This is a genomic window from Tritonibacter horizontis, from assembly GCF_001518015.1.
GTDB classification, from domain to species: domain Bacteria; phylum Pseudomonadota; class Alphaproteobacteria; order Rhodobacterales; family Rhodobacteraceae; genus Epibacterium; species Epibacterium horizontis.
Genome location: NZ_LPUY01000060.1, coordinates 24,044 through 47,221, shown reverse-complemented (window position 1 = coordinate 47,221; position 23,178 = coordinate 24,044). Strand labels below are relative to the sequence as shown.

The 23,178-nt window shown below is 59.0% G+C and carries 23 protein-coding genes and 2 pseudogenes; 6 read left to right on the top strand and 19 right to left on the bottom strand.

Annotated features, from left to right (window positions below):
- Positions 1 to 7 precede the first annotated feature (7 nt).
- Together TRIHO_RS10075 and TRIHO_RS10070 are read left to right on the top strand one after the other, a co-directional pair.
- On the top strand, positions 8 to 817 hold the full coding sequence (locus tag TRIHO_RS10075) for an enoyl-CoA hydratase/isomerase family protein (protein ID WP_068242711.1): 810 nt from the start codon (positions 8 to 10) through the stop codon (positions 815 to 817).
- Between the two features lie 27 nt (positions 818 to 844).
- Positions 845 to 2,041 carry a phenylacetate--CoA ligase family protein gene (locus TRIHO_RS10070; protein ID WP_232367762.1) on the top strand — a complete coding sequence of 399 codons (1,197 nt, stop codon included), beginning with the start codon at positions 845 to 847 and terminating at the stop codon, positions 2,039 to 2,041.
- Positions 2,042 to 2,100: 59 nt separating this feature from the next.
- Here the strand turns inward: TRIHO_RS10070 and TRIHO_RS10065 are convergent, their stop codons facing one another.
- Positions 2,101 to 2,712: a recombinase family protein gene (locus TRIHO_RS10065; RefSeq protein WP_068242705.1), complete on the bottom strand. Its 612-nt coding sequence runs from the start codon at positions 2,710 to 2,712 to the stop codon at positions 2,101 to 2,103.
- A 120-nt stretch (positions 2,713 to 2,832) separates the two neighbouring features.
- Here TRIHO_RS10065 and TRIHO_RS10060 point away from each other — a divergent pair.
- From TRIHO_RS10060 to TRIHO_RS23260, 4 genes and pseudogenes are all read left to right on the top strand, one after another.
- A pseudogene (locus TRIHO_RS10060) lies at positions 2,833 to 3,450 on the top strand (DUF4158 domain-containing protein); the annotation flags it as partial.
- A 6-nt stretch (positions 3,451 to 3,456) separates the two neighbouring features.
- The gene (locus TRIHO_RS24455; RefSeq protein WP_232367768.1) at positions 3,457 to 3,732 is read left to right on the top strand and encodes a Tn3 family transposase; all 276 of its coding nucleotides are present in this window, start codon (positions 3,457 to 3,459) and stop codon (positions 3,730 to 3,732) included.
- 120 nt (positions 3,733 to 3,852) lie between these two features.
- A pseudogene (locus TRIHO_RS10055) lies at positions 3,853 to 4,071 on the top strand (transposase); the annotation flags it as partial.
- 82 nt (positions 4,072 to 4,153) lie between these two features.
- Positions 4,154 to 5,112, top strand: a protein-coding gene (locus tag TRIHO_RS23260) for an IS630 family transposase (protein WP_106406180.1) whose coding sequence is annotated in 2 segments (ribosomal slippage) — positions 4,154 to 4,495 and positions 4,498 to 5,112 — 957 coding nt in all. Because the reading frame shifts where the segments join, the coding sequence is not laid out codon by codon here.
- On the opposite strand, the gene TRIHO_RS24180 is transcribed toward TRIHO_RS23260, so the two are convergent.
- The 18 genes from TRIHO_RS24180 to TRIHO_RS09960 form a co-directional block, all read right to left on the bottom strand.
- Positions 5,109 to 5,567 (bottom strand): transposase, encoded by a 459-nt coding sequence (locus TRIHO_RS24180; RefSeq protein ID WP_232367761.1) that lies wholly within the window; start codon positions 5,565 to 5,567, stop codon positions 5,109 to 5,111. The genes TRIHO_RS23260 and TRIHO_RS24180 overlap by 4 nt on opposite strands.
- Before the next feature lie 88 nt (positions 5,568 to 5,655).
- On the bottom strand, positions 5,656 to 7,206 hold the full coding sequence (gene tnpC / locus TRIHO_RS10040; RefSeq protein ID WP_068242690.1) for an IS66 family transposase: 1,551 nt from the start codon (positions 7,204 to 7,206) through the stop codon (positions 5,656 to 5,658).
- A 54-nt stretch (positions 7,207 to 7,260) separates the two neighbouring features.
- Positions 7,261 to 7,614 (bottom strand): IS66 family insertion sequence element accessory protein TnpB, encoded by a 354-nt coding sequence (tnpB, locus tag TRIHO_RS10035; protein WP_068242687.1) that lies wholly within the window; start codon positions 7,612 to 7,614, stop codon positions 7,261 to 7,263.
- The gene (locus TRIHO_RS10030) at positions 7,608 to 7,865 is read right to left on the bottom strand and encodes a transposase (RefSeq protein WP_082705099.1); all 258 of its coding nucleotides are present in this window, start codon (positions 7,863 to 7,865) and stop codon (positions 7,608 to 7,610) included. The genes tnpB and TRIHO_RS10030 overlap by 7 nt, the downstream gene beginning before the upstream one ends.
- A gap of 328 nt (positions 7,866 to 8,193) precedes the next feature.
- On the bottom strand, positions 8,194 to 9,120 hold the full coding sequence (locus tag TRIHO_RS10025; RefSeq protein WP_068242685.1) for an electron transfer flavoprotein subunit alpha/FixB family protein: 927 nt from the start codon (positions 9,118 to 9,120) through the stop codon (positions 8,194 to 8,196).
- Positions 9,120 to 9,878, bottom strand: a complete 759-nt coding sequence (locus TRIHO_RS10020; RefSeq protein ID WP_068242682.1) for an electron transfer flavoprotein subunit beta/FixA family protein — start codon at positions 9,876 to 9,878, stop codon at positions 9,120 to 9,122. The genes TRIHO_RS10025 and TRIHO_RS10020 overlap by 1 nt, the downstream gene beginning before the upstream one ends.
- Positions 9,879 to 9,918: 40 nt before the next feature.
- Positions 9,919 to 10,701 (bottom strand): enoyl-CoA hydratase/isomerase family protein, encoded by a 783-nt coding sequence (locus TRIHO_RS10015; protein WP_068242680.1) that lies wholly within the window; start codon positions 10,699 to 10,701, stop codon positions 9,919 to 9,921.
- An 11-nt stretch (positions 10,702 to 10,712) separates the two neighbouring features.
- Positions 10,713 to 11,489, bottom strand: coding sequence for an enoyl-CoA hydratase/isomerase family protein (locus tag TRIHO_RS10010; protein WP_068242677.1), 777 nt, complete (start codon positions 11,487 to 11,489; stop codon positions 10,713 to 10,715).
- A 90-nt stretch (positions 11,490 to 11,579) separates the two neighbouring features.
- Positions 11,580 to 12,971, bottom strand: a complete 1,392-nt coding sequence (locus tag TRIHO_RS10005; RefSeq protein ID WP_232367760.1) for an ABC transporter substrate-binding protein — start codon at positions 12,969 to 12,971, stop codon at positions 11,580 to 11,582.
- Positions 12,929 to 14,167, bottom strand: a complete 1,239-nt coding sequence (locus TRIHO_RS10000) for an ABC transporter substrate-binding protein (RefSeq protein ID WP_332307216.1) — start codon at positions 14,165 to 14,167, stop codon at positions 12,929 to 12,931. The genes TRIHO_RS10005 and TRIHO_RS10000 overlap by 43 nt, the downstream gene beginning before the upstream one ends.
- A 33-nt stretch (positions 14,168 to 14,200) precedes the next feature.
- Entirely contained in the window at positions 14,201 to 15,013 is an 813-nt protein-coding gene (locus TRIHO_RS09995; protein ID WP_068242674.1) for an ABC transporter ATP-binding protein, read from the bottom strand.
- Between the two features lie 11 nt (positions 15,014 to 15,024).
- Positions 15,025 to 16,098, bottom strand: a complete 1,074-nt coding sequence (locus tag TRIHO_RS09990; RefSeq protein ID WP_068242671.1) for a branched-chain amino acid ABC transporter permease — start codon at positions 16,096 to 16,098, stop codon at positions 15,025 to 15,027.
- Between the two features lie 3 nt (positions 16,099 to 16,101).
- Complete coding sequence (locus TRIHO_RS09985; RefSeq protein ID WP_068242668.1) at positions 16,102 to 16,989, bottom strand: branched-chain amino acid ABC transporter permease; 888 nt, start codon at positions 16,987 to 16,989, stop codon at positions 16,102 to 16,104.
- Positions 16,990 to 18,888 (bottom strand): AMP-dependent synthetase/ligase, encoded by a 1,899-nt coding sequence (locus TRIHO_RS09980; protein WP_232367759.1) that lies wholly within the window; start codon positions 18,886 to 18,888, stop codon positions 16,990 to 16,992. It lies immediately after the preceding gene.
- 13 nt (positions 18,889 to 18,901) lie between these two features.
- Positions 18,902 to 19,708 (bottom strand): ABC transporter ATP-binding protein, encoded by an 807-nt coding sequence (locus TRIHO_RS09975; RefSeq protein WP_068242663.1) that lies wholly within the window; start codon positions 19,706 to 19,708, stop codon positions 18,902 to 18,904.
- Between the two features lie 38 nt (positions 19,709 to 19,746).
- Positions 19,747 to 20,601 carry an SDR family oxidoreductase gene (locus tag TRIHO_RS09970; RefSeq protein WP_068242658.1) on the bottom strand — a complete coding sequence of 285 codons (855 nt, stop codon included), beginning with the start codon at positions 20,599 to 20,601 and terminating at the stop codon, positions 19,747 to 19,749.
- A 106-nt stretch (positions 20,602 to 20,707) separates the two neighbouring features.
- Entirely contained in the window at positions 20,708 to 21,874 is a 1,167-nt protein-coding gene (locus TRIHO_RS09965; protein ID WP_068242655.1) for an acyl-CoA dehydrogenase family protein, read from the bottom strand.
- Positions 21,874 to 23,082, bottom strand: coding sequence for a CaiB/BaiF CoA transferase family protein (locus TRIHO_RS09960; RefSeq protein ID WP_068242652.1), 1,209 nt, complete (start codon positions 23,080 to 23,082; stop codon positions 21,874 to 21,876). Before TRIHO_RS09960 ends, TRIHO_RS09965 begins: the two co-directional genes overlap by 1 nt.
- Between the last annotated feature and the right edge of the window lie 96 nt (positions 23,083 to 23,178).

Here is a 23,178-nt window from a genome sequence, read left to right as displayed (position 1 = left end):
AAGAACCATGTCTGACCGTTACGCAAAATATCACAAGATGAAATTCGACTACCCGGCTGATCGCGTCCTGCGCATCACGTTCGACCGCCCTGAGTCCTTCAATTCCGTAGATGCGGAAACCCACACCCAGATGACCGACATGTGGCTCGACATCGACCGCGACCCCGACATCAGTGTGGTCATCGTGACCGGCGCGGGCAAGGCGTTTTCTGCTGGCGGCGATTTCAGCCTGATCGAAAGCATGATCGGCAATTCGTACGAGATCATGAAGACTTGGAAAGAGGCCAAAGACCTCGTTTACAACATCATCAACTGCAACAAGCCGATCATTTCCGCCATCAACGGTCCTGCCGCCGGTGCCGGACTTGTGGTGGCCCTCCTGGCCGACATCTCGATCGCCGGGAAGAAGGCCAAGATCGTTGACGGTCACCCGCGTCTGGGCGTTGCCGCTGGCGATGTCGCGGCAATCATCTGGCCATTGCTGACCTCGATGGCCAAGGCGAAGTACTATCTGATGACCTGCAAGCCGGTGTCCGGCGAAGAGGCCGAGCGCATCGGGCTGGTGTCCATGTGCGTCGAAGATGACGTGTTGCAGCAGACCGCTTTGGACACGGCCGTCGAACTGGCCAACGGCTCGCAAAGCGCGATCCGCTGGACCAAATATTCGCTGAACAACTGGCTGCGCCAGGCTGGCCCGATCTTCGATGCCTCGACTGCGCTTGAAATGCTCGGGTTCATGGGCGAAGACGTCAAGGAAGGGGTGCTGTCGCATCGCGAGAAGCGCGCGCCGAACTTCCGCAAGGACTGCCCGCTTTAAACCACGACTGCACAGGGAGGCATCGTCATGTCTGAAGACATCTACAAGGACATAGCTCAGGCCTATGCCGCCGCAGCCGAAAGGGCCCCTGGGCTGAAATCACGATTTGCGGCTGCCGGATTCGATCCGGCGGCCGTCAGGTCTCTGGCAGATCTGTCACGGCTGCCGGTGATGAAGAAGGAAGAACTTCTCAAGCTCCAGCGCGCCAACCCACCCTTCGGCGGGTTTCTCGCTGCCGATCTAAGGGATGTCGGCCGGATCTACGTGTCGCCCGGCCCGATCTTCGAGCCGTCGCTTTCGGGCGGCGGTGGACACGGCTTGGACCTGCTGTTCAGATCGGCCGACGTGGGCGCGGGCGACATCATCCTGAACACCTGGATGTATCACCTCGTGCCGGCGGGGCTTTTGTTCGACGAAGCGGCACAGGCCGCCGGGGCCACCGTAATTCCCGGCGGCGTCGGCAATACCGAGCTTCAGGCGCAGATCATCGTCGAAACCGGCGTCACTTCGATCTGCGCATCCACCGCGTTTTTCCTGACGCTGGCGGACAAGGTGATCGAAACCTATGGCCGCGACGCCTGGAAGGTGAAAACGGCCTTCCTCGGCGGTGAGATGGGCGACTGGATGGCCAAGCGCCGCCGGATCGAGGCGGACTATGGCGTGTCGACCTGGGCTGCCTATGCCACTGCGGATCTGGGCCTTGTCGGCTATGAGGATGGCGGCGACGGCTATGTGGTTCATCCCGACCGCGTGGTGCAAATCTGCGATCCGGTCAGTGGTGAACAGGTCGCTCACGGGGAACCGGGTGAGGTTGTTGTGACCGCGCGCGATGCCACCTGGCCGATGATTCGGTTTGGCACCGGAGACAGCGCCTTTGCGCTGGAGAGCAACGCGGATGGCACCGTCAGCCGGATTTCCGCACTGCAGGGCCGAGTCGGCGCAGCGGTCAAAGTGCGTGAGATTTTCGTTTATCCGCGCGTGATCGAAGAAGTTGTCATCGGTACGCCGGGCGCAAAGGCCGCGCAGGCCGTGGTAACGCGCGAGAACGATCGCGACATGATCCGCCTCTCGCTTGTTCTGGAAGACGGTGCCGATGCTTCTGCAGCGGAAACAGCCGCAGCAGAGACCTTCAAACTGCATGCACGAATCCGCGCCGACGACGTGAGCATTGTTTCGGAACTGCCTGAGAATTCAGAACTGATCATCAACCAAAAGGACGGCTGAAATCGCTTTCCGATCGTCTGCGACAAGGGGTCTGATGCCGGAGAGTGCAGAATCCTACGCTAAGCGGTGAGAACCCGTTTCCCATAATCGCGCAGATTGCCGTTCGGGTCGACATATCGGTAGAGTGTGACCGGTTTGACCCCCAATTCCTTACAAAGTTCTGAAACCGATGTATCGCGGCTGGCCATAGCGGCCTGCGCCATTCGCACCTGCGCTTTTGTCAGAGCAAATTTCCTTCCACCTTTCCGGCCGCGGGCGCGGGCGGCTTGTAACCCCGCCATTGTGCGTTCGCGTATCAACTCGCTTTCAAATTCGGCGAGAGCGGCAAAGATGCCGAATGAAAGCCGTCCTGCCGCAGTTGTTGTGTCAATCTGCGCCCCTTGCCCGGTTAGAACCTTGAGGCCGACGCCACGCTCGGACAGCATGCTGACGGTTTTGACAAGGTGGTGGAGGCTGCGCCCCAAGCGGTCGAGCTTCCACACGACCAGCACATCCCCCTCACGCAATGCCTTGAGGCAGGCCTCCAGACCGGATCGGTCATCCTTCTTGCCCGACGCCAGATCTGAGTAAATCTGTTCTTCTTCCACGCTCGCTGTGATCAAGGCATCCCGCTGCAGGTCTAGGGACTGGCTTCCGTCGGCTTTTGAGACGCGGGCATACCCGATCAGCATGTTTCACAAACGTTCGTTTGAGGTGTTCTGGAAAACAGCATGCTTTCAGCCATCAAAATAATTCCTTATTCAGTATCTTAATCATCAATAAACAAACCATTATAAGAAAGCAAAAGATACATGGCGCATCGTACCGTCCTGACCGAGCGGCAGCGCTCAGCACTTTTTGACCTTCCGACTGATCGAACCGTGATGCTGCGCCATTACACTTTGGCGGACGACGACTTGGAAATCATCCGCGCCCGTCGCCGCCCACACAATCGTTTCGGCTTTGCTCTCCAGCTTTGTGCGTTGCGCTACCCCGGTCGCTTGCTAACTCCGGGTGAGGTCATTCCACTGGAAGTCACGCGTTTTCTGGCGGCGCAACTTGGGCTGAAAGCGGACGATCTGGCGGGATATGCAAGCCGGGAAGAAACGCGCCACGAACACCTGGCTGCCCTGCGGGATCTTTATGACTACAAGATGTTCACTGGCCGAGGGTCGCGCGACCTGAAGGTCTGGACTGAGAACGAAGCCGAAACCGCCCGGTCGAACGAGGATTTGGCGCGGCGGTTCGTAGAGCAATGCCGGGCGACCCAGACCATCCTACCTGGGATCACGGTTATCGAACGACTCTGCGCGGACGCACTTGTTGCTGCCGAGCGACGGATCGATGCGCGAATTGCTGACCGGCTGGATGATAAGACACGCAGCCGACTTGATGCCCTGCTGACGGAAACCGCAGACAGCTCCGTCACCGCCCTTCTGGGCTTTCAGTTCATCCCCCGCATCCGGGATCTGCCTTCCAAGCGCCTCTACCTCTTCGATCCGGCAGCCTGCCCAAAAGAACTGAAGGGCTTGATCGGCGGCAAGGTCAGGGAACCTGTCATCAGCTCCAACTGGCCAGATATCCTGCGCAGCGCGGCCACAATGGTGGCGGGCGCAATGGCACCCAAGCCAACTCTTGCGGAAGTTTGCATCCTGAAGTGGTCCTGCTTTTCTGAACAGGTTTGCGGCTCAGCTAAGATGGATCATGGTTAGGTTTCATGCCGCTTGGTTCATCTGTGTTTCCTCAAAGTATGCGTCGTCTGGTAATCCCCCCCGAAAGTAAGGGGCTGCGGAAGTAGAATTTTCTCGGCAAGATGAACGAGGAGAATTTGAATGAAGATGACGGGATATAGCGAACCCCAGATCCTTGCGATCCTGCGCCAAGCCGAAGGCGGCGTACCTATGGCCGAGCTTTGCCGTGAACATGAGTTGAGCAATGCGTCGTTCTATAAGTGGCGGGCGAAGTATGGCGGCACGGATGCGTCCATGGTCAGCCAGATGAAGGCCATGGAGGAAGAGAACTGGAGGCTGAAGCGGATGTATGCAGATCTTAAAGCGTTTCGGCTTGAACTTGAATCGCGAGGGATTCCCTTGAGGCATCAGATGTGATTCATCCTGTTTGGGAGGATGGATCATGTCAGCACCTTTGCCATTGGCACTTCGGACGCGATTTCAGAGATATATTGAAGAAGGGTTGAGCGGACGGGCGGCAGCGTTGCGTTTGAAAGTGTCACCTGCCACGGGTGCAAGGTGGGCGCGGCAAGTGAGGGTCAGAGGCCATGCAGAACCTGCCCCTAAGGGACCTCCGCGCGGCAGGGGAAAGCTGGTCCCGCATCAGGCTTTCCTTGAAGAATTGATCGCCCAAGACCCCGACATCACGCTCTTCGAGCTGCGCGATGCGCTGGCCGATGCCGAGGGCGTGATGGTGCATCACTCCTCCATCGCCAACCTGCTATCCCGGCTCGGCTTCACGTACAAAAAAAGTCGCTGGTGGCGACCGAGCGCCGCCGCGCCAAGGTAAGACAGCAGCGCGCGGATTGGTTCAGGCATCGGCTGCCTGCCATTGCGGCCTTGCCCGAGCGCGTTGTCTTTATTGACGAAACGGCCGTGAAGACCAATCTGACCCGCCTGCGCGGCAGGGCGCCGCAGGGTGAACGCCTGACAATGGACGCACCCTTTGGCAGTTGGGGCACCCAGACGCTGATCGCAGGTCTGACCCAGGACGCGCTGATCGCGCCGTGGGTCATCAAGGGCGCAATGGATGGCTCCGCTTTTGCCGCCTACATCCGCGAAGTGCTGGTCCCCGAAATCGCCCCCGGCACCGTCGTCATCCTCGATAACCTTGCCACGCATCGGAACGCGGAGGCCGCGCAGGCCTTGCGAGACCACGGATGCTGGTTCCTCTTCTTGCCGCCGTACTCGCCCGATCTGAACCCCATCGAACAAGCCTTCTCAAAGCTGAAAGCCCACCTGCGACGGATCGGTGCCAGAACATTCACCGACGTCTTCGAAGCCATCGGATCAATCTGCGACCTATACGACCCAGCAGAGTGCTGGAACTACTTCAGGGCTGCTGGATATGTCTCAGGTTAATGTCGAATTGCTTTAAGCGGTTGAAATGTGTTTCGGCGTGCAACTTTGACACCCCTGTTTATCTGGCAGACAGTTCGTTGCGAGGCAGCGGACGGAGTTGGAATTGAAGCGGGTGGATACGATCGCGCGGGTCCGGCGGGCCTTTCACATTCATGGCTGGTCAGGTTGTCGACAACTGGCGCCGCCAGTGGGGGCCGCGCCTCTGCTACGATCTCCACTGGCAGAAACCGTGCCTCCGCCGACGAGGACGCAAACAACGCTGGGTCCGGCGCATAGCGCCCGTCACGCAACCAAGTGAAGATCAGATTGGCATTCACCGCATAGCGCTGCGCAACCTGAGCAACCGAAACACCCGGTGCCGTCGTCTGGAAACAGATCGAACGCTTCTCTTCATCCGTCCAAAGCCGCTTCGTCCGCCGCGCCACGCCATCACCAAAGTGCCCACTATCGATCATGGACACTATCCCACACTCTCAACCCGCGGCAGTGCGGTCAGACCGGACGCTTACCTCACCGTAAGCGCTGTCTCCGCCCCATGGGAGATCAGGTTGACTTGCTGAAGTTCCAGGGAAGGAGCTCATCGATCCTGGTGTTCGGGTGGCCAGCTGCGATCGCCTCGAGGGTCGCTTTCAGATAAGCGAATGGCTCCACGCCGTTGATCTTCGCGGTGGCGATCAGGGAGGCGATGCGGGCCGAGGTGCGGCCGCCCTCGTCGTGGCCAGCGAAGAGCGCATTCTTTCGCGTCAGTGCAATCGGACGGATCAAGTTCTCGATGGAATTGGAGTCCATCTCGACGCGGCCGTCGTGGAGGAAGGTCTGCAGCCCGCCCCACTGGCGGTGGATGTAGGTCAGCTTCTCTCCGAGGCGCGACTTGGCTGAGACGCGCAGGCGCTGTGCCTGCAGCCAGTCGCCGAACTCTACGACGAGGGGCGCGCTGCGGGTCTGACGGGCGGACAGACGTTGGCCGGGGCCCATGCCGCGGATCTCAGCCTCGATACGATAGAGTTCGGCGATGCGGCGCAGGCCATCAGCGGCGATTTCCGAGCCGTCGTGGTCGAAGATTTCTTTCAGCTTGCGGCGAGCGTGTGCCCAGCAGTTGGCAACCGTGATCGGTGCGCCACCCTTGCGGGATGGGCGCGTCAGGCGATCGTAACCAGTGTAGCCGTCGAGCTGGAGGATGCCGTCGAAGCCCAGCAGGATCTGCTCGGCATGGGCGCCTGCGCGACTGGGCTGGTAGGTGAAGACGACCCCGGGCGGGTCTTCTCCGCCCCATCCGCGGTCATCTCGGGCAAGCGCCCAGAAGTATCCCGTCTTGGTTCGCCCTCGGCCTGGGTCGAGGACCGGGGCGGTCGTTTCATCCATGAAGAGATTGGTCGATCCCTTCAGGTGCTCGGTCAGTCGATCGACCACGGGGCCGAGGTGGAAGGCCGCAGTGCCCGCCCAGTCCGCCAGGGTGCTGCGATCGACCTGGATGCCGGAGCGCGCCAGGATCTGGCTCTGCCGATAAAAAGGCAGGTGGTCCGCGAACTTGGACACCAACACGTGCGCGATGGCACCCTCGGTCGGCAGACCGCCCTCGATCAGCCAGGGTGCGGCGGGCGCCTGGGTGACCCCGTCCGAGCAGACACGGCAGGCATACTTCGGCCGGATGTCGACCAGCACCCGGAGTTGCGCCGGAACGATGTCGAGGCGCTCGGTGCGGTCCTCACCAATCCGGTGCATGCGGCCACAGCCACACGGGCAGTCGAGGCTCGCAGGTTCAACGACGCGTTCGACGCGCGGCAGATCCGCGGGCAAATGGCCGAGGTTGCGCTGACGCGTCCGGCGCTGCGTCGTGGTGGATGGCGCGGCCTGCTCCTTGCGGGTCTCGACCTCGGCGATGGCCGTTTCCAGGTCTTCGAAGGCCAGCTGCCGATCATCGTCGCTCAGCTTCTCGGACCGCTTGCCATGCACGACATGGTTCAGCTCGGCCACGAGATGCTCGAGCCGCCGGTTGGCGTCCTTCAGCGCGTCGTTCTCCTGCAACAGAGCCAGCACAGAGGCGCGCTGGCTCTCGGGGATCGCGGACAGGTCGATAGGCGGGGCGCTGGACATGGGCGGATTATACCGCGCCCGGGGTGCCGATGTCCGGCTATTCAGCGCGGTGAGTCACTCTGCCACAGCCGGCCGGCGGACCTCCAATGACCGCACCCGGCGCCAGTCCAGGCCGGCGAACAGGGCCTCGAACTGTGCCCTATTCAACGTCATCGCCCCGTCGCGGACCGCCGGCCAGGTGAAGCTGCTTTCCTCCAACCGCTTGTAAGCCATGACCAAACCGCTGCCGTCCCAGAACAAAATCTTCAACCTGTCGGCGCGCTTCGAGCGGAACACGAAGACCGTTCCGGTGAATGGATCCTCGGCCAATGTCGACTGGACCAGGGCTGCGAGACCGTCATGGCCTTTCCGGAAGTCCACCGGCTTCGTCGCCACCAGGATCCGAACGCCCTGCGAGGGCATCAACATGGATGGGCCTCGAGCGCGTGGACGATCTCGGCGATCCGGGACACAGGCGCATCCTGCGCGAGCTCGATGACGACCGAACCCCATACAATCCTGATCGGTGCCTCGGCGCAGGGCAGTTCGGGCTCAGAGGCAGCCGCGATCTCATCGCGGAGGACAAGAGGCGCGAAAACCGGCTCGTCGATCTCGACCGCAGGCAACACGAGCTTGCCTTCCTTTGCGAGCCGTCGCCACGCCGTCAACTGGCTCGGCATGATCTCATAGCGCGCAGCGACACCCGAAACCGATCGCCCCAGGCTCCAGCGTCTCGGCTACCGCCTGCGCCTTCACGTGTTCCGGCCAGCGCCTCTGACCGGAGTCGAAGAATTCAACACCAAGCGCTGTGAGAAACGAATTCTTTGCGAACATTGCGAAACGCACTCCTTTTCTTCGGATGCGTATGAACTCGCAACGATGCCTATCGTCGGCAATGTGGGGCGCAGACAGCGCTTACACCTCACCGCAGGCCTACTTAGGAACAAGATGTACATACAAAGAAAGCCCGCCGGATGACGGGCTTTCTCGCATTCGATGTGCCGCGATTTACAGCGCGTCAATCAGGGCCGGGACGGCCACGAACAGGTCGGCGACCAGGCCGAAGTCAGCAACTTGGAAGATCGGTGCTTCTTCGTCCTTGTTGATCGCGACGATGATCTTGCTGTCCTTCATGCCAGCTAGGTGTTGGATGGCACCCGAGATGCCAATGGCGATGTACAGATCCGGGGCGACGACCTTGCCAGTCTGGCCCACCTGCCAATCGTTCGGCGCAAAGCCCGAGTCCACAGCCGCGCGGGATGCGCCGACGGCGGCGCCCAGCTTGTCGGCCAGTTTCTCGATCAGGGCGAAGTCGGTTTCCGAACCAACGCCGCGCCCGCCCGACACGACCACGCCTGCGCTGGTCAGTTCGGGGCGGTCAGAGGCGGCCACCTTATCTTCGACCCATTCGGACAGGCCGGGGTCGTCGCCGGTGGCGATAACTTCGACCGGGGCCGAACCACCCGTGGGCGCAAGGTCAAAGGTCGAGGTCCGGATGGTCATGACCTTGACGCTGTCGGTGGATTTCACCGTTTGGATCGCGTTGCCCGCATAGATCGGACGTTCGAACGTGTCGGCATCGATCACGCCAACCACGTCGGATAGAATCATCACATCCAGCAAGGCCGCTACGCGCGGCATGATGTTTTTCGCATCGGTCGTGGACGGTGCCACGATATGTGAATAGCCCGAGGCGAGGCTGACGATCAGGGCGGCCACGGGTTCGGCAAGGCGGTGGCCGTAAAGCGCATCCTCGGCGACCAGCACCTTCGACACGCCCCCGATCTTGGCGGCCTCATCCGCCGCCGCTTTGGCCGAAGCGCCGGTGCAGAGCACGATCACATCGCCCAGTTGTTTGGCCGCGGTCACTGCCTTGGCGGTGGCGTCCAGCGCCAGCGCGCCATCGGTCACTTCAGCAATCAGAAGAACAGCCATTACACAGCCCCCGCTTCTTTGAGTTTTGCTACAAGCTCGTCCACCGAGGCCACCTTGATGCCTGTTGCGCGCGCTGCGGGTTCAGTGGTCTTGACCACAGTCAGACGCGGGGTGACATCGACGCCGTAATCGGCGGCAGTCTTTTCCTCGAGCGGCTTTTTCTTTGCCTTCATGATGTTGGGCAAGGACGCATAGCGCGGCTCGTTCAGGCGCAGGTCGGCGGTGACGATGGTGGGAAGTTTCACCTTGATCGTCTGCAGACCGCCGTCCACCTCGCGGGTGACGAGCGCATGATCGCCTTCGATCTCCAGCTTGGAGGCAAAAGCCGCCTGAGACCAACCCAGCAGCGCGGAAAGCATCTGGCCGGTGGCGTTCATGTCGTTGTCGATGGCCTGTTTGCCCGCGATCACCAGACCGGGGTTCTCCTCGGCGATGACGGCCTTGAGAATCTTGGCGACGGCCAGCGGTTCGATGTCGGTGTGGACGTCATCAGCGGCGTTAACCAGAATGGCACGGTCGGCGCCCATGGCCAAGGCGGTGCGCAGGGTTTCCTGCGCCTGCTTGACGCCGATCGACACGACGACGACTTCTTCGACCTTGCCGGCCTCTTTGAGGCGGATCGCCTCTTCGACCGCGATTTCGTCGAAAGGGTTCATCGACATTTTGACATTGGCGAGATCGACACCGCTTCCATCCGCCTTGACGCGGACCTTCACGTTGTAGTCGATCACGCGTTTGACAGGCACAAGCACCTTCATCTACGGTCTCCTTGGGTTCTTCGATATGATTTCGACCGGCTTATCGGTCCGTGAATTGGGGTTTGCGTTTCTCCGAAAACGCCTTCATGGCCTCGGGAAAGTCATGCGCGCAAAGCAGAACACTTTGGCAATCACGCTCGATATCCAGAGCCTCAATATAACTGCATTCCGCCGTGGCGCGCATCACACGCTTGGCGGTTTGAAGGCCGAACATCGGATGCTGTGCAATCTCGCGCGCGATCTCAAGCGCGCGTGCCTCGACCTGTCTGGCTGGCACACATTCCTCGACGACGCGCAGTTCCTTGGCGGTGCGCCCGTCTATTTCACGACCTGTGAGAACAAGCATCCGCGCCACGCCGGCGCCGGCACGTTGCTGAAGAAGCCAGCTCGACCCGGTGTCGGGGCAGCCGCCGATGCGGGCAAAAACCTCGCACAGCCGGGCATCTTCGGCCGCTACGACGATATCCGCCGACAGCGCCAGGCTGAGGCCGGCACCAAATGCTACTCCGCATACAGCAGAAATCAGAGGCTTGCGAAAAAGATAGGCCGCGCGCCCGCCATCATGGACGCGGTCGATCATTTCGGATGTCGCCCTGGCTCCTTTGGCGATCTCAGCCTGAAACCCGACGAGATCGCCGCCGCTGCTGAAATGATCGCCGCCGGTCATGACGACGACGCGGATTGCATCATCCTGGTCGGCCTCGCGCAAGAGCGTCACCAGTTGCTCGACGAATGCCAAGCTGTAGGGGTTGCGCTTTGTTGGCTGGAGAAAACGCAGGATGCCGACAGGCCCTTCCCGGTCAAGATGAATAAGGTCAGTCATTCCAATCTCCATCATGTACCCGTCCAGACCGGCGCTCGTTTTTCGGCGAATGCCCTGGGGCCCTCAATCGCGTCGTTGCTGGCATATACAACCTGGTGCAGGCGCTTGCCTTCTTCGAGGCCACCCGCACAGCCCAGGTCCATGGTCGCGCGAACGCCGCCCTTGGCGGCGATCACCGAAAGCGGGGCCCCGCTGGCTATGCGTTTGGCAAGGTCGAATGCCCGTGCGCGAACGGCATCGGGGGTGTCCTCGATATAGTTGGTGAACCCGTATTCGTGGAGCCGCTCGATCGGCATCAGGTCTCCGGTCAGCAGGATTTCCATAAGGATGGGCTGCGGCAGCATGGTCAGTGCCGGCGAAGCCCAAGGCGATCCGCGACCGATCTTCACCTCGGTAATGCCAACCTTGGTTCCCTTGAGTCCGACCCGCAAATCGCAATTCAGCGTCAGCATCATGCCGCCCGCCATCAGCGACCCCGTCATCGCCGCGATGATCGGCTTCTTGCAGGCGCGCATGGTTTCGTGAAACGGATCGCGCATCTTGGTCAGGATATCGACCCCTTCATCGCGCGCAATCTGCGTGGCTTCCTTCAAATCCAGCCCGGCACAGAAGACACCGCAATCGGCCGAAGTCAGAATTGTCACACGAACGCTTTCATCCGTCTCGATCTGTTCCCAGGCATCGGTCAGCCCGTTTGTCGCGGCCACGGAAAGCGCATTCTTTCGCTCGGGCCGGTTGATTGAGACGGTCGCAATGCCGTCTTCGATTTTCACATCAATGGGGCTCATGATACCTGCTTCGTTCTCATTGGATAGTTCTGGGGCGAAGCTTCCCCACGACAGGTTTGCCGCGGGGAAGTTCATGCTTGTTAGACCGACTTATTCGACGGTGAACGTCGCGGAGCTGTGCTTGATGACCTCCCAGACAACGTCAAGATAGTCGGCGCTCCAGTCGGTCAACGGAACCCAGTTTGACCCGTCCCATTGTTCGACGCGCGTCTTGCCGCCGCCGCCGTGGTCGTTCGCAGTGACAGTGACGGGTGCCATGACGCCATTGCCATCGAAGTTCTCAATCGATTCATAAGCCGCCTTCATGCTTTCCGGCGTAATGGGCCAACCTTTCTCGGCAATCGCGATACGCGCTGCCTCGAAACCGACCGAGTAAATTGCCATCCCAGTGTTGTAATACACGTCGCGAACCAAGCTCTCGGGACCGCTACCTTTGCCATTGGCATAGTAGGTTTCCAGCATCGTCTTGACGATCGGCACTTCCTGGCCGCCGGCGACGTTTGTCCCGCGAAGGATGCCCTTCGCGACTTCCGCGCCGATGTTCTTGATATCGACCTCGTTCATCCAGTTCACCGACAGGTAACGGTCAATCGGGAACCCGTTGCGGCGCATTTCCTTGGCCGCGACAACATGCCCACCGGCCAGCAGCCAGCTGATCACATAGTCCGGCTTGTCGCGGCGAACCTTACTCCACACACTAGCCTGATCGCTGCCCGGCAGCGGCACAGGGTAGAGTTGGAGCTCGAAACCTTCCTTCTCGGCCAGGGTTTTCAGAATCTCGATCGGTTCCTGGCCAAACGGATAATCAAGATAGGCAAAGCCGATCTTTGCCTTGGACAGATCGCCACCCATCTGGCCTTTGATGAAGGCGACATCGTTGGCGGCCTGCTGCCAATAAGTCGGACCAACCGGGAACACCCAGTCGAACACTTCACCGTCAACCGCGTCGCCGCGGCCAACGAAGGACTGCATCAGAACGTTTCCGTCCTTCATGGCCCGCGGCAGGACCGCGTTCGTGACGGGCGTGGACAGGAAGTTGAAAAGGAAAACACCGTCACGCTTGAGCTGCTCATAGCATTCCACGCCACGTTGCGGTTCGTTGCCATGATCACGAACGATGATCTCGACCGGATGCCCCTCGATGCCACCGTTGTCGTTGGTATACATCGCAAGGTCCTGCGCGGCCTGGGCCACTTGAGGAGAGATGAAAGTGTAAGATTTGCTGAGGTCGAAACAGAGTCCGAACCGGATCGGATCTTTGTCTTGCGCGGACGCGACTGTCCCGCCTGCCGCCAAAGCTGCGGAGAGCGCCACAGTCTTGAGTTGTTTCGTAAGTTTCACGGTGTATTCCTCCCATGGTTGATAGTCGAACAGCTTGATCAGTCTTTCGGGTGAGCCGCAGCCGTAAACGGTTTTTTTCCCCAACTCTTGGTCGTTTCTTACTGTTGGTATGTCGAAGAGCTTTTCTTCACCACTTCCCATACGACATCAGTATATTCTGATATCCAGTCTGTTTGCGGCACCCAGGCCTTACCGTCCCACATCTCGATGCGTGTCTTGCCACCGCCGCCATGATCCTTGGCAGTCACGGTAACAGGTGCCATCAATCCGTTCGCGTCGTAGCCTTCAAGCGACTCCAGTCCCGCCTTGTAGGACTTTGCGGTGATCGGAAGACCTTCGTTTTCAACCGCTTTGCGCGCGGCCTCAAACACGATGGAGTACATGGCCAGTCCGGTGTTATAGAAAACGTCCTGGGTCTTCTCTAGCGGGCCGGAACCTTGCCCCTTGTCGTAGAGCTCGGTCATGATTTCTTGGCGCAAGGCAACATCTTGTCCACCCACGACATTGGTGCCGCGCTTGATACCGATAGCTGCTTCGTTGCCGATATTGGCAATATCCACTTCGTTCAGCCAGTTGACCGAAATGTACTTCTCCATCGGGATGCCATTTCGCTTCATCTCTTTCGAGGCGACGACATGCGCGCCTCCGAGCATCCAGACGATCACATGGTCGGGGTTTTCACGGCGTACCTTGGACCACACACTAGCCTGATCGCTGCCCGGCAGCGGCACAGGGTAGAGTTGGAGCTCGAAACCCTCTTTCTCGGCCAAGGTTTTCAGAATCTCGATCGGCTCCTGCCCGAACGGGTAATCGAAATAGACAAAGCCCACCTTCACATCCGACATGTCGCCGTCATGCAATTGCTTGATATAGGCGACGTCGTTGGCTGCCTGTCCCCAATAAGTCGGCCCGATCGGATAGACCCAGTCAAAGACCGTGCCGTCTACGGCATCGCCGCGACCGACAAGTGACTGCATCAGAATGTTCTCATCTTCCATGGCCCTTGGCAGGACTGCCAGAGACACAGGCGTGGAAAGCGTGTCAAAGACGAAGACGCCTTCGCGGCTCAGCTTTGAATAACACTCAATGCCGCGCTGCGGCTCGTTTCCGTGGTCGCGAACGATAACTTCGACCGGCTCGCCACCGATCCCGCCCTGCATGTTGATCAGCTTCGCCAAATCCAACGCCGCCTGCGACACCTGCGGCGTGGCGAAGGTATAGGCCTTGCTGAGATCATAGCAAACCCCGACCTTGAATGGCTCCGCCAGAGCCTGGGTTCCGGCCATCCAACTCCCCAACATGGAAAATACGGCCAGTGCCTTGGTAGTTTTCTTCATCTCGTCCTCCCTGAACAATCTGCGTCTAGAGACTTAACTCAGCCAGCGCTTGCGGCGGCTGTAATGCTTGACATTGTGAAAGTTGGTACCTTCACCGCCGCCCAGATAGAATTCCTGAATGTCGGAGTTGGATTTGAGCGCCTCGGCAGTCCCGTGCATGACAACGCGGCCGTTCTCGATAAGGTACCCTTGCGAAACAATCTCCAGAGCGGCCAGTGCGTTCTGCTCCACCAGCAGGACCGACATGCCCTCTTCCCGATTGATCTTTTGCAGGATGCCGAAGATCTCCTCGACGAGGAACGGGGCAAGCCCAAGACTCGGCTCGTCGAGCATCAGCAGACTCGGCTGGGTCACAAGAGCTCGGCCAATGGCAAGCATTTGCTGTTCGCCGCCCGACAGATACCCCGCCTGCGAATTACGGCGTTCTGCAAGCCGCGGGAAATAGTTGTAGATCTTTTCTTTTTCTGCATTCAGCGCCGATCGGGACATTCCGCGCGGCGCAGCGGCGGTCAGGTTTTCGTCGGGGGTCAAGTGTTCGAAAACGCGCCGTCCTTCGATGACGTGACAGATACCCATCCCGACGCGGTTTTGCGCAAGCACTTCGGTTATGTCTGTTCCCTGGAACGCTATTTCACCTCGGCTGATGCGTCCGCGCTCTGCCTTCAAAAGACCGCTGATCGCTTTTAGCGTTGTGCTTTTTCCCGCTCCGTTCGAGCCCAGGAGCGCGATCATCTCGCCCGTCGGCACCTGGATCGAAACACCTTTGATCGCCAGCATTATATTGTCGTAAAGCACCTCGACACTGTTCATTGACAGAATGGGCGCGGCTTCAGCTTTTTCTTGCATCGGCATTTCCCTTATTTCTTAAACTGATCGAAGGGCCAGACCATCAGGTAGTCTCTGATGTTGCCGTAGAGTTTTCCCAATCCAAGCGGTTCGATCAGAAGGATAATGACGATCAGCGCGCCATAGACCGCATTTGGAATGTGAGCGAGAGTTTCCACGTTGACCTGCGTGCCAAGCCCGTTGCTCATCGCGACGACGAGACCGTTCACCAGACCGGGAACAAGAAGGATCATGGCAACACCGAAATAGGATCCGATAATACTGCCAAGACCGCCAACGATCACCATAGCAAGAACCTGGATTGAAACGGAGACTGAGAACTGCTCTGGCGCTGCAAGAAAGTAGAAGGTGGCGACAAGCAAGGCACCACTGACACCCGCAATGAAAGACGAGGTCGCGAAGGCCAGGATCTTGTAATAGAAACTGTTCACACCCAAGATCGCTGCGGCAAAGTCTTTTTCCCGCACGGCGACCAAGGCACGGCCAAGCGCGGTGCGTTTGAGGTTGAGCATGAAAATCGTCACCAGCACACACCATCCGAAGACAACATAGTAATACCCGGTATCAGAAGTAATCTCCTGCCCGAGCAGCGCCAGCGTGGGCGCTTGAAGCGATGCGTGCGAGCCACCTGAAATCATCGGCGAGTGGGTCAGAACCCAGTCCATCACGAATTGCATCGCAAGAGTCGTGAGTGCGAGATAGAGACCCTTGACCCGCAATGCGGCAAAGGCGAACAGGCTGCCGATCACAGATGACGTCAACCCGCCTATTATCAGGGCGAATTCCCATGGCACCCCGAAGCGCGCCGCGTGAATCGCCGAATACGCTCCGACCGCCATTACGGCAGCATAGCCCAGGTGAAGCTGGCCAGCCCAACCTGTCACCAGGTTCAGCCCAAGCGCGGCGGCCGTCCAGATCAGCCAAGGCAACATGTAACTGTTCAGGTAGAGCGACGGTATGATGAACGGCGCAGCAAGACCCAACAGAAAAATAAATGCGGTCAGGTTACGGTCAGCAGGTACCTTGAAGATACGGCTATCCGAAACATAGTTCGCATGATGAACCCCGGAAAGTCTATAAAACATCCCTTACACCCTTTCGATGTCGTGACGGCCAAACAGTCCATGCGGACGGATCATGACCGTCAGAATGAGCACGGCGGCGACGATGAGTTCGCGGCTGCCGCCTCCGACAAGCGGATCAAGAAATTCCGCGCCGACATTTTCGATCACGCCCAGAATGATGCCAGCAACGATCGCGCCCAGAATGCTGTCGAGACCGCCCAGAACTGCGACAGTCAGACCTTTGAGAAGCAGAAGCGACAGTGCCTGATCGACACCCTGAATCTCGCCCCAGATGACACCTGTCGCCACGGCCACCACAGACGCAAGGGCCCAGGACAGCCCGACACCGTGTTCGACCGAGATTCCGACCGACCATGATGCCATGTAATCATCCGCGATCGCCCGCAATTTGATCCCGGTCCGGGTTCGAAAGAACAACATGAAAGCGACAAAGAGGGCAACCGCAACGCCGGCTCCGACCAGATGGATGCGGCTGATGAAGAGGTCACCCAGGAACAACGGTTCATAGCTGACACCCAGTTCAATCGAACGCGATGTCCCACCCCAGATCGCAAGCGTTGTGCCCCGCAGAAAGATGTCGAGGCCAAGTGTCAACATCAGGATCATGATGACCGGTCGGCCGGCGAGACGCCGAAGCGCCACCCGCTCGATGCCAAAACCCAAGCCGAACATGATAACTGCGGCAAGCGGAATGGCCAGCCACAATGGCAAACCCGCATCGTGCGACAAGGCAAGAACCACATAGGCTCCCACCATCGTCAGCCCGCCCTGCGCCAGATTGGGCACAGAGGACGCCTTGTAGATCAGCACGAGGCCGATGGCGAACAGCGAATACAACAGACCCGTCAGGGCTCCGTTGATCGCAAGTTCGGATAGAAAGACCCAATCCATTTATACCTCCCTAACGGGAAGGCTTCTTTCGACCTTCCCTACTTCCCCGGTCTCGTAAGTCACCTGCGCGCTTACATGGACCTCTTTTGTACCATCGTAGAGCGCCGCGATTACGTCGGCATAGCGCTCCTGCACGACCTTGCGTCGCAGTTTTCGGGTCCGCGTTATCTCACCATCGTCCGGGTCGAATTCCTTTGGAAGGCAGACAAAGCGCTTCAGGCGAAGCGGCTCGGTGACGACCTTGTTTACCCTTTCGAAAGCAGGGCGCAGCAGCGCGGCGACCTCGTCGCGTTGAGACAGATCGGAATAGGACACATAAGGAACTCCGTTCACTTCGGCCCAGTGTCCCACTGCCTCGAAATCCATGCAGACCATGGCCGTCAATTCGTCCAGACCAGCGCCGATAACAGCCGCATCCTTGATATACGGGCTGAACTTCAACCGGTTCTCGATGTAGTTTGGCACATAGCGCTCGCCTCCGGCCGTATGCATGACCTCGGAGACACGTCCCAGAACAACCAGTTGGCCGTCTTTCTCCAAGTAACCGGCATCGCCAGTATGCAGCCACCCGTCCGTCAGGGCTTCGGCGGTCGCTTCGGGTTTATTGAAGTACCCTTCAAACACGCTTTCCGCGCGCAAGAGGATTTCACCGCTCTCGTCAATCTTCGCCTCGACACCCGGCGCGGGCTTGCCGACGGTATGCAGGCGCACTTCGTTGGGGGCCTGCATCGCGGTGATCGCGCTGTTCTCGGTCTGGCCGTAAAACTGGCGCAGCTTGATCCCGAGGGCGCGGTAGAACACGAAGGTATCTTCGCCAATCGCCTCACCACCGGTAAACGCACTTCTCAGGCGGCTCATGCCAAATTGATCCTTGATCGGACCAAAAACCATCACTTCACCCAAAAGTCGGCCAAAAGGCTCTAGTAGACCGCCGCTTTTGCCATTCAGCTTGCGTGTCTCGGCGGCGATCGCCCGGTCCATGAAGAAATGGTAAAGCCATTTCTTGACCGGGGTCGAGTTCTCCATGCCCACCTGGATAGTCGTCAGCATTTGATCCCAGCTTCTCGGTGCCGCCAGATAGAATGTCGGAGCGATTTCGCGCATGTCGCGAACAACGGTTTCCTGACGTTCAGGCACGTTCACGGTGAACCGACAGAGCAGCGCCGCCGCGACGGTGATGGCAAAGTCGCCCACCCAGGCCATCGGCAGATAGGCGAGGATTTCTTCGTTTTCCTCGAATACACCCGCTGCATGCCCGTTCCTGGCCGCAGCAAGAACGTTCTTTTGACTCAGAACGATACCTTTCGGCTTTCCAGTGGTCCCTGACGAATGCATGAAAATGGCCGGATCGCCGGGCTTTGCCCGACCAAAGAGATCTTCGCGCAAGCCCGGGGTTTCATTAAGAACGTGCTGCCCGACTTCGATCAGGTGATCCCAGGACATCAGCCCGTCAACCTCATAGAATCCGAGGCCTCGCGCTTCATCATAAATGATGTGGCTGATACCCTCAGCGCCCGCGCCCTTCAGTTCCAGGATCTTGTCGACCTGCTCCTGATCTTCGGCGATGGCCGCGACGATTTCGACTTCGCCAAGAAAGTGCCGAAGTTCTTCGAGTGTCGCGCCGGGATAAGCCGGCATTGCATATGCACCGAGCAACGAAACAGCCAGCATGCCGCCATATAGCCGTGCACGGTTGTCGCCCAGGATAAGTACAGCCTTGCCCGGCCCTACGCCGATCTTTTCAAGTCCGGCCGCGCAGGCAAGCACCTCTTCGGCGTATTCCGCCCAAGTGGTTTCTTCCCAGATCCCGCGTTTCTTTTCGCGAAGCGCGATATCCTTTCCGTGGCGCGACGCGTTCCGCGCCAGAAGTGCACCAATCGTTTCGCCGCCCGAAGACATTTTCTCCGTCAAATCAGTCATGCGACCCTCCGATATATGCCTTGACGACCCGCGGGTCTTTTACAACGTCCTTCGGAATGCCGCTGGCGATCATTTCGCCATAATTCAACGCCAGCATCCGATCACAAATGCCAGTTATGACATCCATATGGTGCTCGATCAGGAGAACGCTGACGCCACGTTCGGCACGGGCATCCAGAATGAAGCGGGACATATACCCCTTCTCTTCCTGATTCATGCCCGCCATCGGCTCATCAAGGATCAACATCTGCGGCTCTGCCACAAGTGCCCGTGCAAGCTCGACCCGCTTTTTCAGCCCGATCGGAAGACCGTCGACCAATTCATGCCGAATGCCTTCAAGCTGCAGAAACTCGATCACCTCCTCGACGATCTTGCGGTTCTCGATTTCTTCATGTCGTGCGGCCCACCAATAGAGCGCCGTGCGCAGGACGCCCGGTTTCAGGTGGATGTGCCGCCCGAGCAAGATGTTGTCGAGAACACTCATCCCGTTGAACAGGGCAAGGTTCTGGAACGTTCTGGCAACCCCGAGCTTGGCCACCTTGTGAGGAGCCATGCCCGTGATGTCGCGCCCGGCCAGCCGTACAGCCCCCACATTTGGCGGGTAAAACCCGGTGATAGCGTTCGTCAGTGTTGTCTTGCCACTCCCATTCGGACCGACAAGCCCAAAGATTTCTCCCCGTTGAATAACGAGATCCACCCCCGTAACAGCGACGATGCCGCCAAACCGGCGTTCGATCCCGCTGCACTCGAGTATCGACCCGTCATCGGCGCCAGCTGAAATTTTGTTTTTCGTCGTCATGTAGATCCTATTGTCCCCACTAAGGTTCATGGCTTTCATCAGGAAATCCGGAAGTAGTCCGGTCGCCCCGTTGGCCATGGATCTCCCCACAATTGTTGCCCACCGTCGATGTTCAGAACTTCGCCGGTTACAAATTTACCGGAATTGGCTGCCATATAGACAACGCCTTCAGCGACATCCCATTCGTCCCCGGCGTGCCGCATCGGATTGGAGTCCTGAAAGGTTGCGGCACCCTCTGCAGGATAATTCCCGAAACCGTTGCTTTCACAGCAACCCGGTGCCACGCAGTTCACGCGAATCCCATGCGGCGCCCACTCTACCGCGACCGATTTGGACAAGTATATCACCCCTGCCCGCGCGGCACAGGTATGCGCGATGCCGGGCATGCCGCGCCAGATATCGGCCACGATGTTCACGATGGAACCCGGTTTCTTGCTCGCAACCCAGTGGCGCGCGGTGGACTGCATCATCCACCAGGTTCCGTTGAGGTTGGTGTCTATAACGGCGTTCCAACCTTTCGAGGAAAAATCCAGCGCGGCCTGCGGAAACTGGCCCCCTGCATTGTTCACCAAAACGTCTATGGAACCGAATTCCTGATTTGTCTTGGCGACAAAATCCTCGACCTGTTCAGGGTCACGGATGGTCATGGGCTTGGCGAAAACCCTGCCGCCAAAGCTCTCGAGGTACTCTTTGGCCGAGGCCAGCTTTTCCTCGTTGCGTCCATTGATCGCCAGATTGGCGCCCAGCTTGGCGAACAGAACCGCAATTGCCAGCCCCAATCCGCCACCTGCGCCGGTTACAACGACGTTTTTTCCCGCGAACAAATCTTGTGCGTAAACGGTTGTACGTTTTGACAGGTCCTCTCGCGAAGACCCGAACTGCGTCTCACTCATGACGCCTCCTCCCTTGTTCCCCGGTTGGGGCATTTTTCAATATTCTAACGTTCGTTAGAAAAAAAACAAGCAGAGAATGTACACTGTCCCAGAACGTGACTCGCGGTCAGTAAGACTTTGGAAGTCCAAGCGCTTTTTCCGCTATGAACGACAAAAGCATCTGTGGCGTCACCGGTACGATACGGAACAACAGTGCTTCCCGGACCAGCCGCTCCACGTGATATTCCTTGGCGTATCCGAACCCGCCAAAGGTGATCTGTGCGGCCTCGGTTGCCTCGACCGCGGCGTCGGCGGCCAAAAGCTTGGCTGCGTTCGCTTCGATGCCGCAAGGCTCTCCCGCATCGTAAAGGGCAGCGGCGTGCATCACCATGAGATTGGCCGATTCCACCCGCGCCCAAGCCTGAGCCAGCGGATGCTGAACGCCCTGATTCTGACCGATTGGCCGGTCGAAAACCACCCGTTCTTTGGCATATTGCGCTGCGCGTGCCAGAGCATTGCGGGCGATGCCGATACATTCGCCTGCCACCAGGATGCGTTCCGGGTTCAGCCCATGCAGGATTTGCCGGAAACCCTTGCCCTCTTCTCCGATCAAGTCTTCAGCCGGTATAGGCAGCCCGTCTATGAAAACCTCGTTCGAATCGACCGCCTTGCGCCCCATCTTTTCGATCTCTCGCACATCAACGAAATCGCGGTTGAGATCGGTATAGAACAGGCTCAGCCCTTCGGTCGGGTTGATCACATCCTCAAGCCGCGTTGTTCTGGCCAAAAGTAACATTTTGTCCGCCACCTGCGCGGTCGAGATCCAGACCTTCTGCCCGTGCACGACATACCTATCTCCCTGTCGCACCGCCATGGTTTTCAGCTTGGTCGTATCCAGCCCGGTCGTCGGCTCGGTTACAGCGAAACAAGCTTTTTGATCGCCGGCGATCAGGGGGGGCAGCATGCGCGCGCGCTGTTCATCGGTTCCGAACTTGACCACCGGGTTGAGCCCGAAAATGTTCATGTGGATGGCCGAGGCCCCGCTGGCGCCAGCCCCCGATTCGGCAATCGCCTGCATCATGATGGTCGCTTCGGTGATCCCTAGACCAGAACCGCCGACGTCTTCCGGCATGGCAATACCAAGCCAGCCACCATCTGCCATCGCCCTGTGCAATTCATGCGGGAAACCACCGTTCCGATCCCGGTCCAGCCAGAAGTCGTCATCGAACTGCGCACATATACGCAGGATCTGATCTCGAATTTCCTTTTGATCACCCGTCATCCGAAATGTCATTATGTCTCGCTCCCATCCACACCTACAAACCCTGCCTCACACAGGGCAGAGATCCGGTCGTCGTCATATCCAAGATTGCGCAGAATGCTTCGGCTGTCCGCGCCCGGCGGCCGCCCTAGCCAGCGCAACTCACCGGGGGTGGCGCTGAGATGCGGAATAGGTCCGATCACCTGCGTTTGCTCGCCCTCAACCGATACGATGTCGCCGCGATGACGTATCTGCTCATTCGTCACGATCTCCTCGACGCTCAGCACACGAGAGGCAACCGCATCATGGCGGGCAAACTCCGCCTCGACTTCCGCAAGCGTGTGTTGCGTGACGAAATCGTTTATGGCGTCGAAGACCACGGCCATATGCTGCGACATCTCGCCGAGAGTAGCGAACCGCGGATCATCGGCCAGCGCGTCTCCGCCGACCGCCCGCAACAGGCGTTGCGCTGTTTCTGCACTGCCAGCCGAAACGGTCACCCACACCCCATCAGAGGTTCGGAACATGCCCCCCGGCGCAAAATCCATCGGCTGGCGCAGCCCGTTGCGCCGCGGCGAGAGGTTCGCGCCCGTCAATGCGGGCACGGGATAGTCCATCAGTCGAAGCAGCGCCTCGAACACCGCAAGATCGACGACCTGACCACGCGCAATCCCTTTTTCCCGGGCAAACAGCGCGATCATGATCCCCAAAGCACCCATCAACCCTGTCGTGCTGTCGGCCGCTGGAAATCCGGGGTGCATCGGTGGCCCGTCCGCAAAACCAGTCAGATGGGCGAGACCACTCATCGCCTCTGCCGCGCGCCCGAAAGCGGGCACGTCCCGCATCGGGCCGCCCTGACCGTAACCCGAAACGCGCAGAATAACCAGATCCGGGTTCCACTCATGCAGAGTTTCGGGCCCGATACCCGCACGTTCAAGCACGCCTGGCCGGAAATTTTCAACAAGTACGTCGGCGCTTTCAACCAGTCTGCGCAGGATGTCCCGTCCTTCGCCCGACTTCCAGTCGAGGCTCAGAATCTTCTTGTTGCGGCCCAGCGTCTTCCACCAGACGCCGACCCCGTCCCCGGCCTTGGGCCCGAGGTCGCGCATCATGTCCGTTCGGTTGGGCGCCTCGATCTTGATGACGTCTGCCCCAAAATCAGAAAGCAGCGAGGTCGAGAGTGGTCCAGCAATAACATGACCGAGCTCGATGATTTTCAGCTGATGAAGTGGGGAGGTCATATGATCCCTTCGCTAATAATCTAACATTTGTTAGAATATTAGCGAAGATGCGGACCAAGTTCAAGCCGTGAGTGCGATTCAAATGGCTCGGGAAAG

What these genes read in the sequence shown, in the direction of transcription:
- TRIHO_RS10075 (WP_068242711.1), top strand. Translation starts at nt 8, where the DNA reads ATGTCTGACCGTTACGCAAAATATCACAAGATGAAATTCGACTACCCG.
- TRIHO_RS10070 (WP_232367762.1), top strand. Translation starts at nt 845, where the DNA reads ATGTCTGAAGACATCTACAAGGACATAGCTCAGGCCTATGCCGCCGCA.
- TRIHO_RS10065 (WP_068242705.1), bottom strand. Translation starts at nt 2,712, where the DNA reads ATGCTGATCGGGTATGCCCGCGTCTCAAAAGCCGACGGAAGCCAGTCC.
- TRIHO_RS24180 (WP_232367761.1), bottom strand. Translation starts at nt 5,567, where the DNA reads ATGATCGATAGTGGGCACTTTGGTGATGGCGTGGCGCGGCGGACGAAG.
- tnpC (WP_068242690.1), bottom strand. Translation starts at nt 7,206, where the DNA reads ATGTCCAGCGCCCCGCCTATCGACCTGTCCGCGATCCCCGAGAGCCAG.
- tnpB (WP_068242687.1), bottom strand. Translation starts at nt 7,614, where the DNA reads ATGTTGATGCCCTCGCAGGGCGTTCGGATCCTGGTGGCGACGAAGCCG.
- TRIHO_RS10030 (WP_082705099.1), bottom strand. Translation starts at nt 7,865, where the DNA reads ATGCCGAGCCAGTTGACGGCGTGGCGACGGCTCGCAAAGGAAGGCAAG.
- TRIHO_RS10025 (WP_068242685.1), bottom strand. Translation starts at nt 9,120, where the DNA reads ATGGCTGTTCTTCTGATTGCTGAAGTGACCGATGGCGCGCTGGCGCTG.
- TRIHO_RS10020 (WP_068242682.1), bottom strand. Translation starts at nt 9,878, where the DNA reads ATGAAGGTGCTTGTGCCTGTCAAACGCGTGATCGACTACAACGTGAAG.
- TRIHO_RS10015 (WP_068242680.1), bottom strand. Translation starts at nt 10,701, where the DNA reads ATGACTGACCTTATTCATCTTGACCGGGAAGGGCCTGTCGGCATCCTG.
- TRIHO_RS10010 (WP_068242677.1), bottom strand. Translation starts at nt 11,489, where the DNA reads ATGAGCCCCATTGATGTGAAAATCGAAGACGGCATTGCGACCGTCTCA.
- TRIHO_RS10005 (WP_232367760.1), bottom strand. Translation starts at nt 12,971, where the DNA reads ATGGGAAGTGGTGAAGAAAAGCTCTTCGACATACCAACAGTAAGAAAC.
- TRIHO_RS10000 (WP_332307216.1), bottom strand. Translation starts at nt 14,167, where the DNA reads ATGAAGAAAACTACCAAGGCACTGGCCGTATTTTCCATGTTGGGGAGT.
- TRIHO_RS09995 (WP_068242674.1), bottom strand. Translation starts at nt 15,013, where the DNA reads ATGCAAGAAAAAGCTGAAGCCGCGCCCATTCTGTCAATGAACAGTGTC.
- TRIHO_RS09990 (WP_068242671.1), bottom strand. Translation starts at nt 16,098, where the DNA reads ATGTTTTATAGACTTTCCGGGGTTCATCATGCGAACTATGTTTCGGAT.
- TRIHO_RS09985 (WP_068242668.1), bottom strand. Translation starts at nt 16,989, where the DNA reads ATGGATTGGGTCTTTCTATCCGAACTTGCGATCAACGGAGCCCTGACG.
- TRIHO_RS09980 (WP_232367759.1), bottom strand. Translation starts at nt 18,888, where the DNA reads ATGTCTTCGGGCGGCGAAACGATTGGTGCACTTCTGGCGCGGAACGCG.
- TRIHO_RS09975 (WP_068242663.1), bottom strand. Translation starts at nt 19,708, where the DNA reads ATGACGACGAAAAACAAAATTTCAGCTGGCGCCGATGACGGGTCGATA.
- TRIHO_RS09970 (WP_068242658.1), bottom strand. Translation starts at nt 20,601, where the DNA reads ATGAGTGAGACGCAGTTCGGGTCTTCGCGAGAGGACCTGTCAAAACGT.
- TRIHO_RS09965 (WP_068242655.1), bottom strand. Translation starts at nt 21,874, where the DNA reads ATGACATTTCGGATGACGGGTGATCAAAAGGAAATTCGAGATCAGATC.
- TRIHO_RS09960 (WP_068242652.1), bottom strand. Translation starts at nt 23,082, where the DNA reads ATGACCTCCCCACTTCATCAGCTGAAAATCATCGAGCTCGGTCATGTT.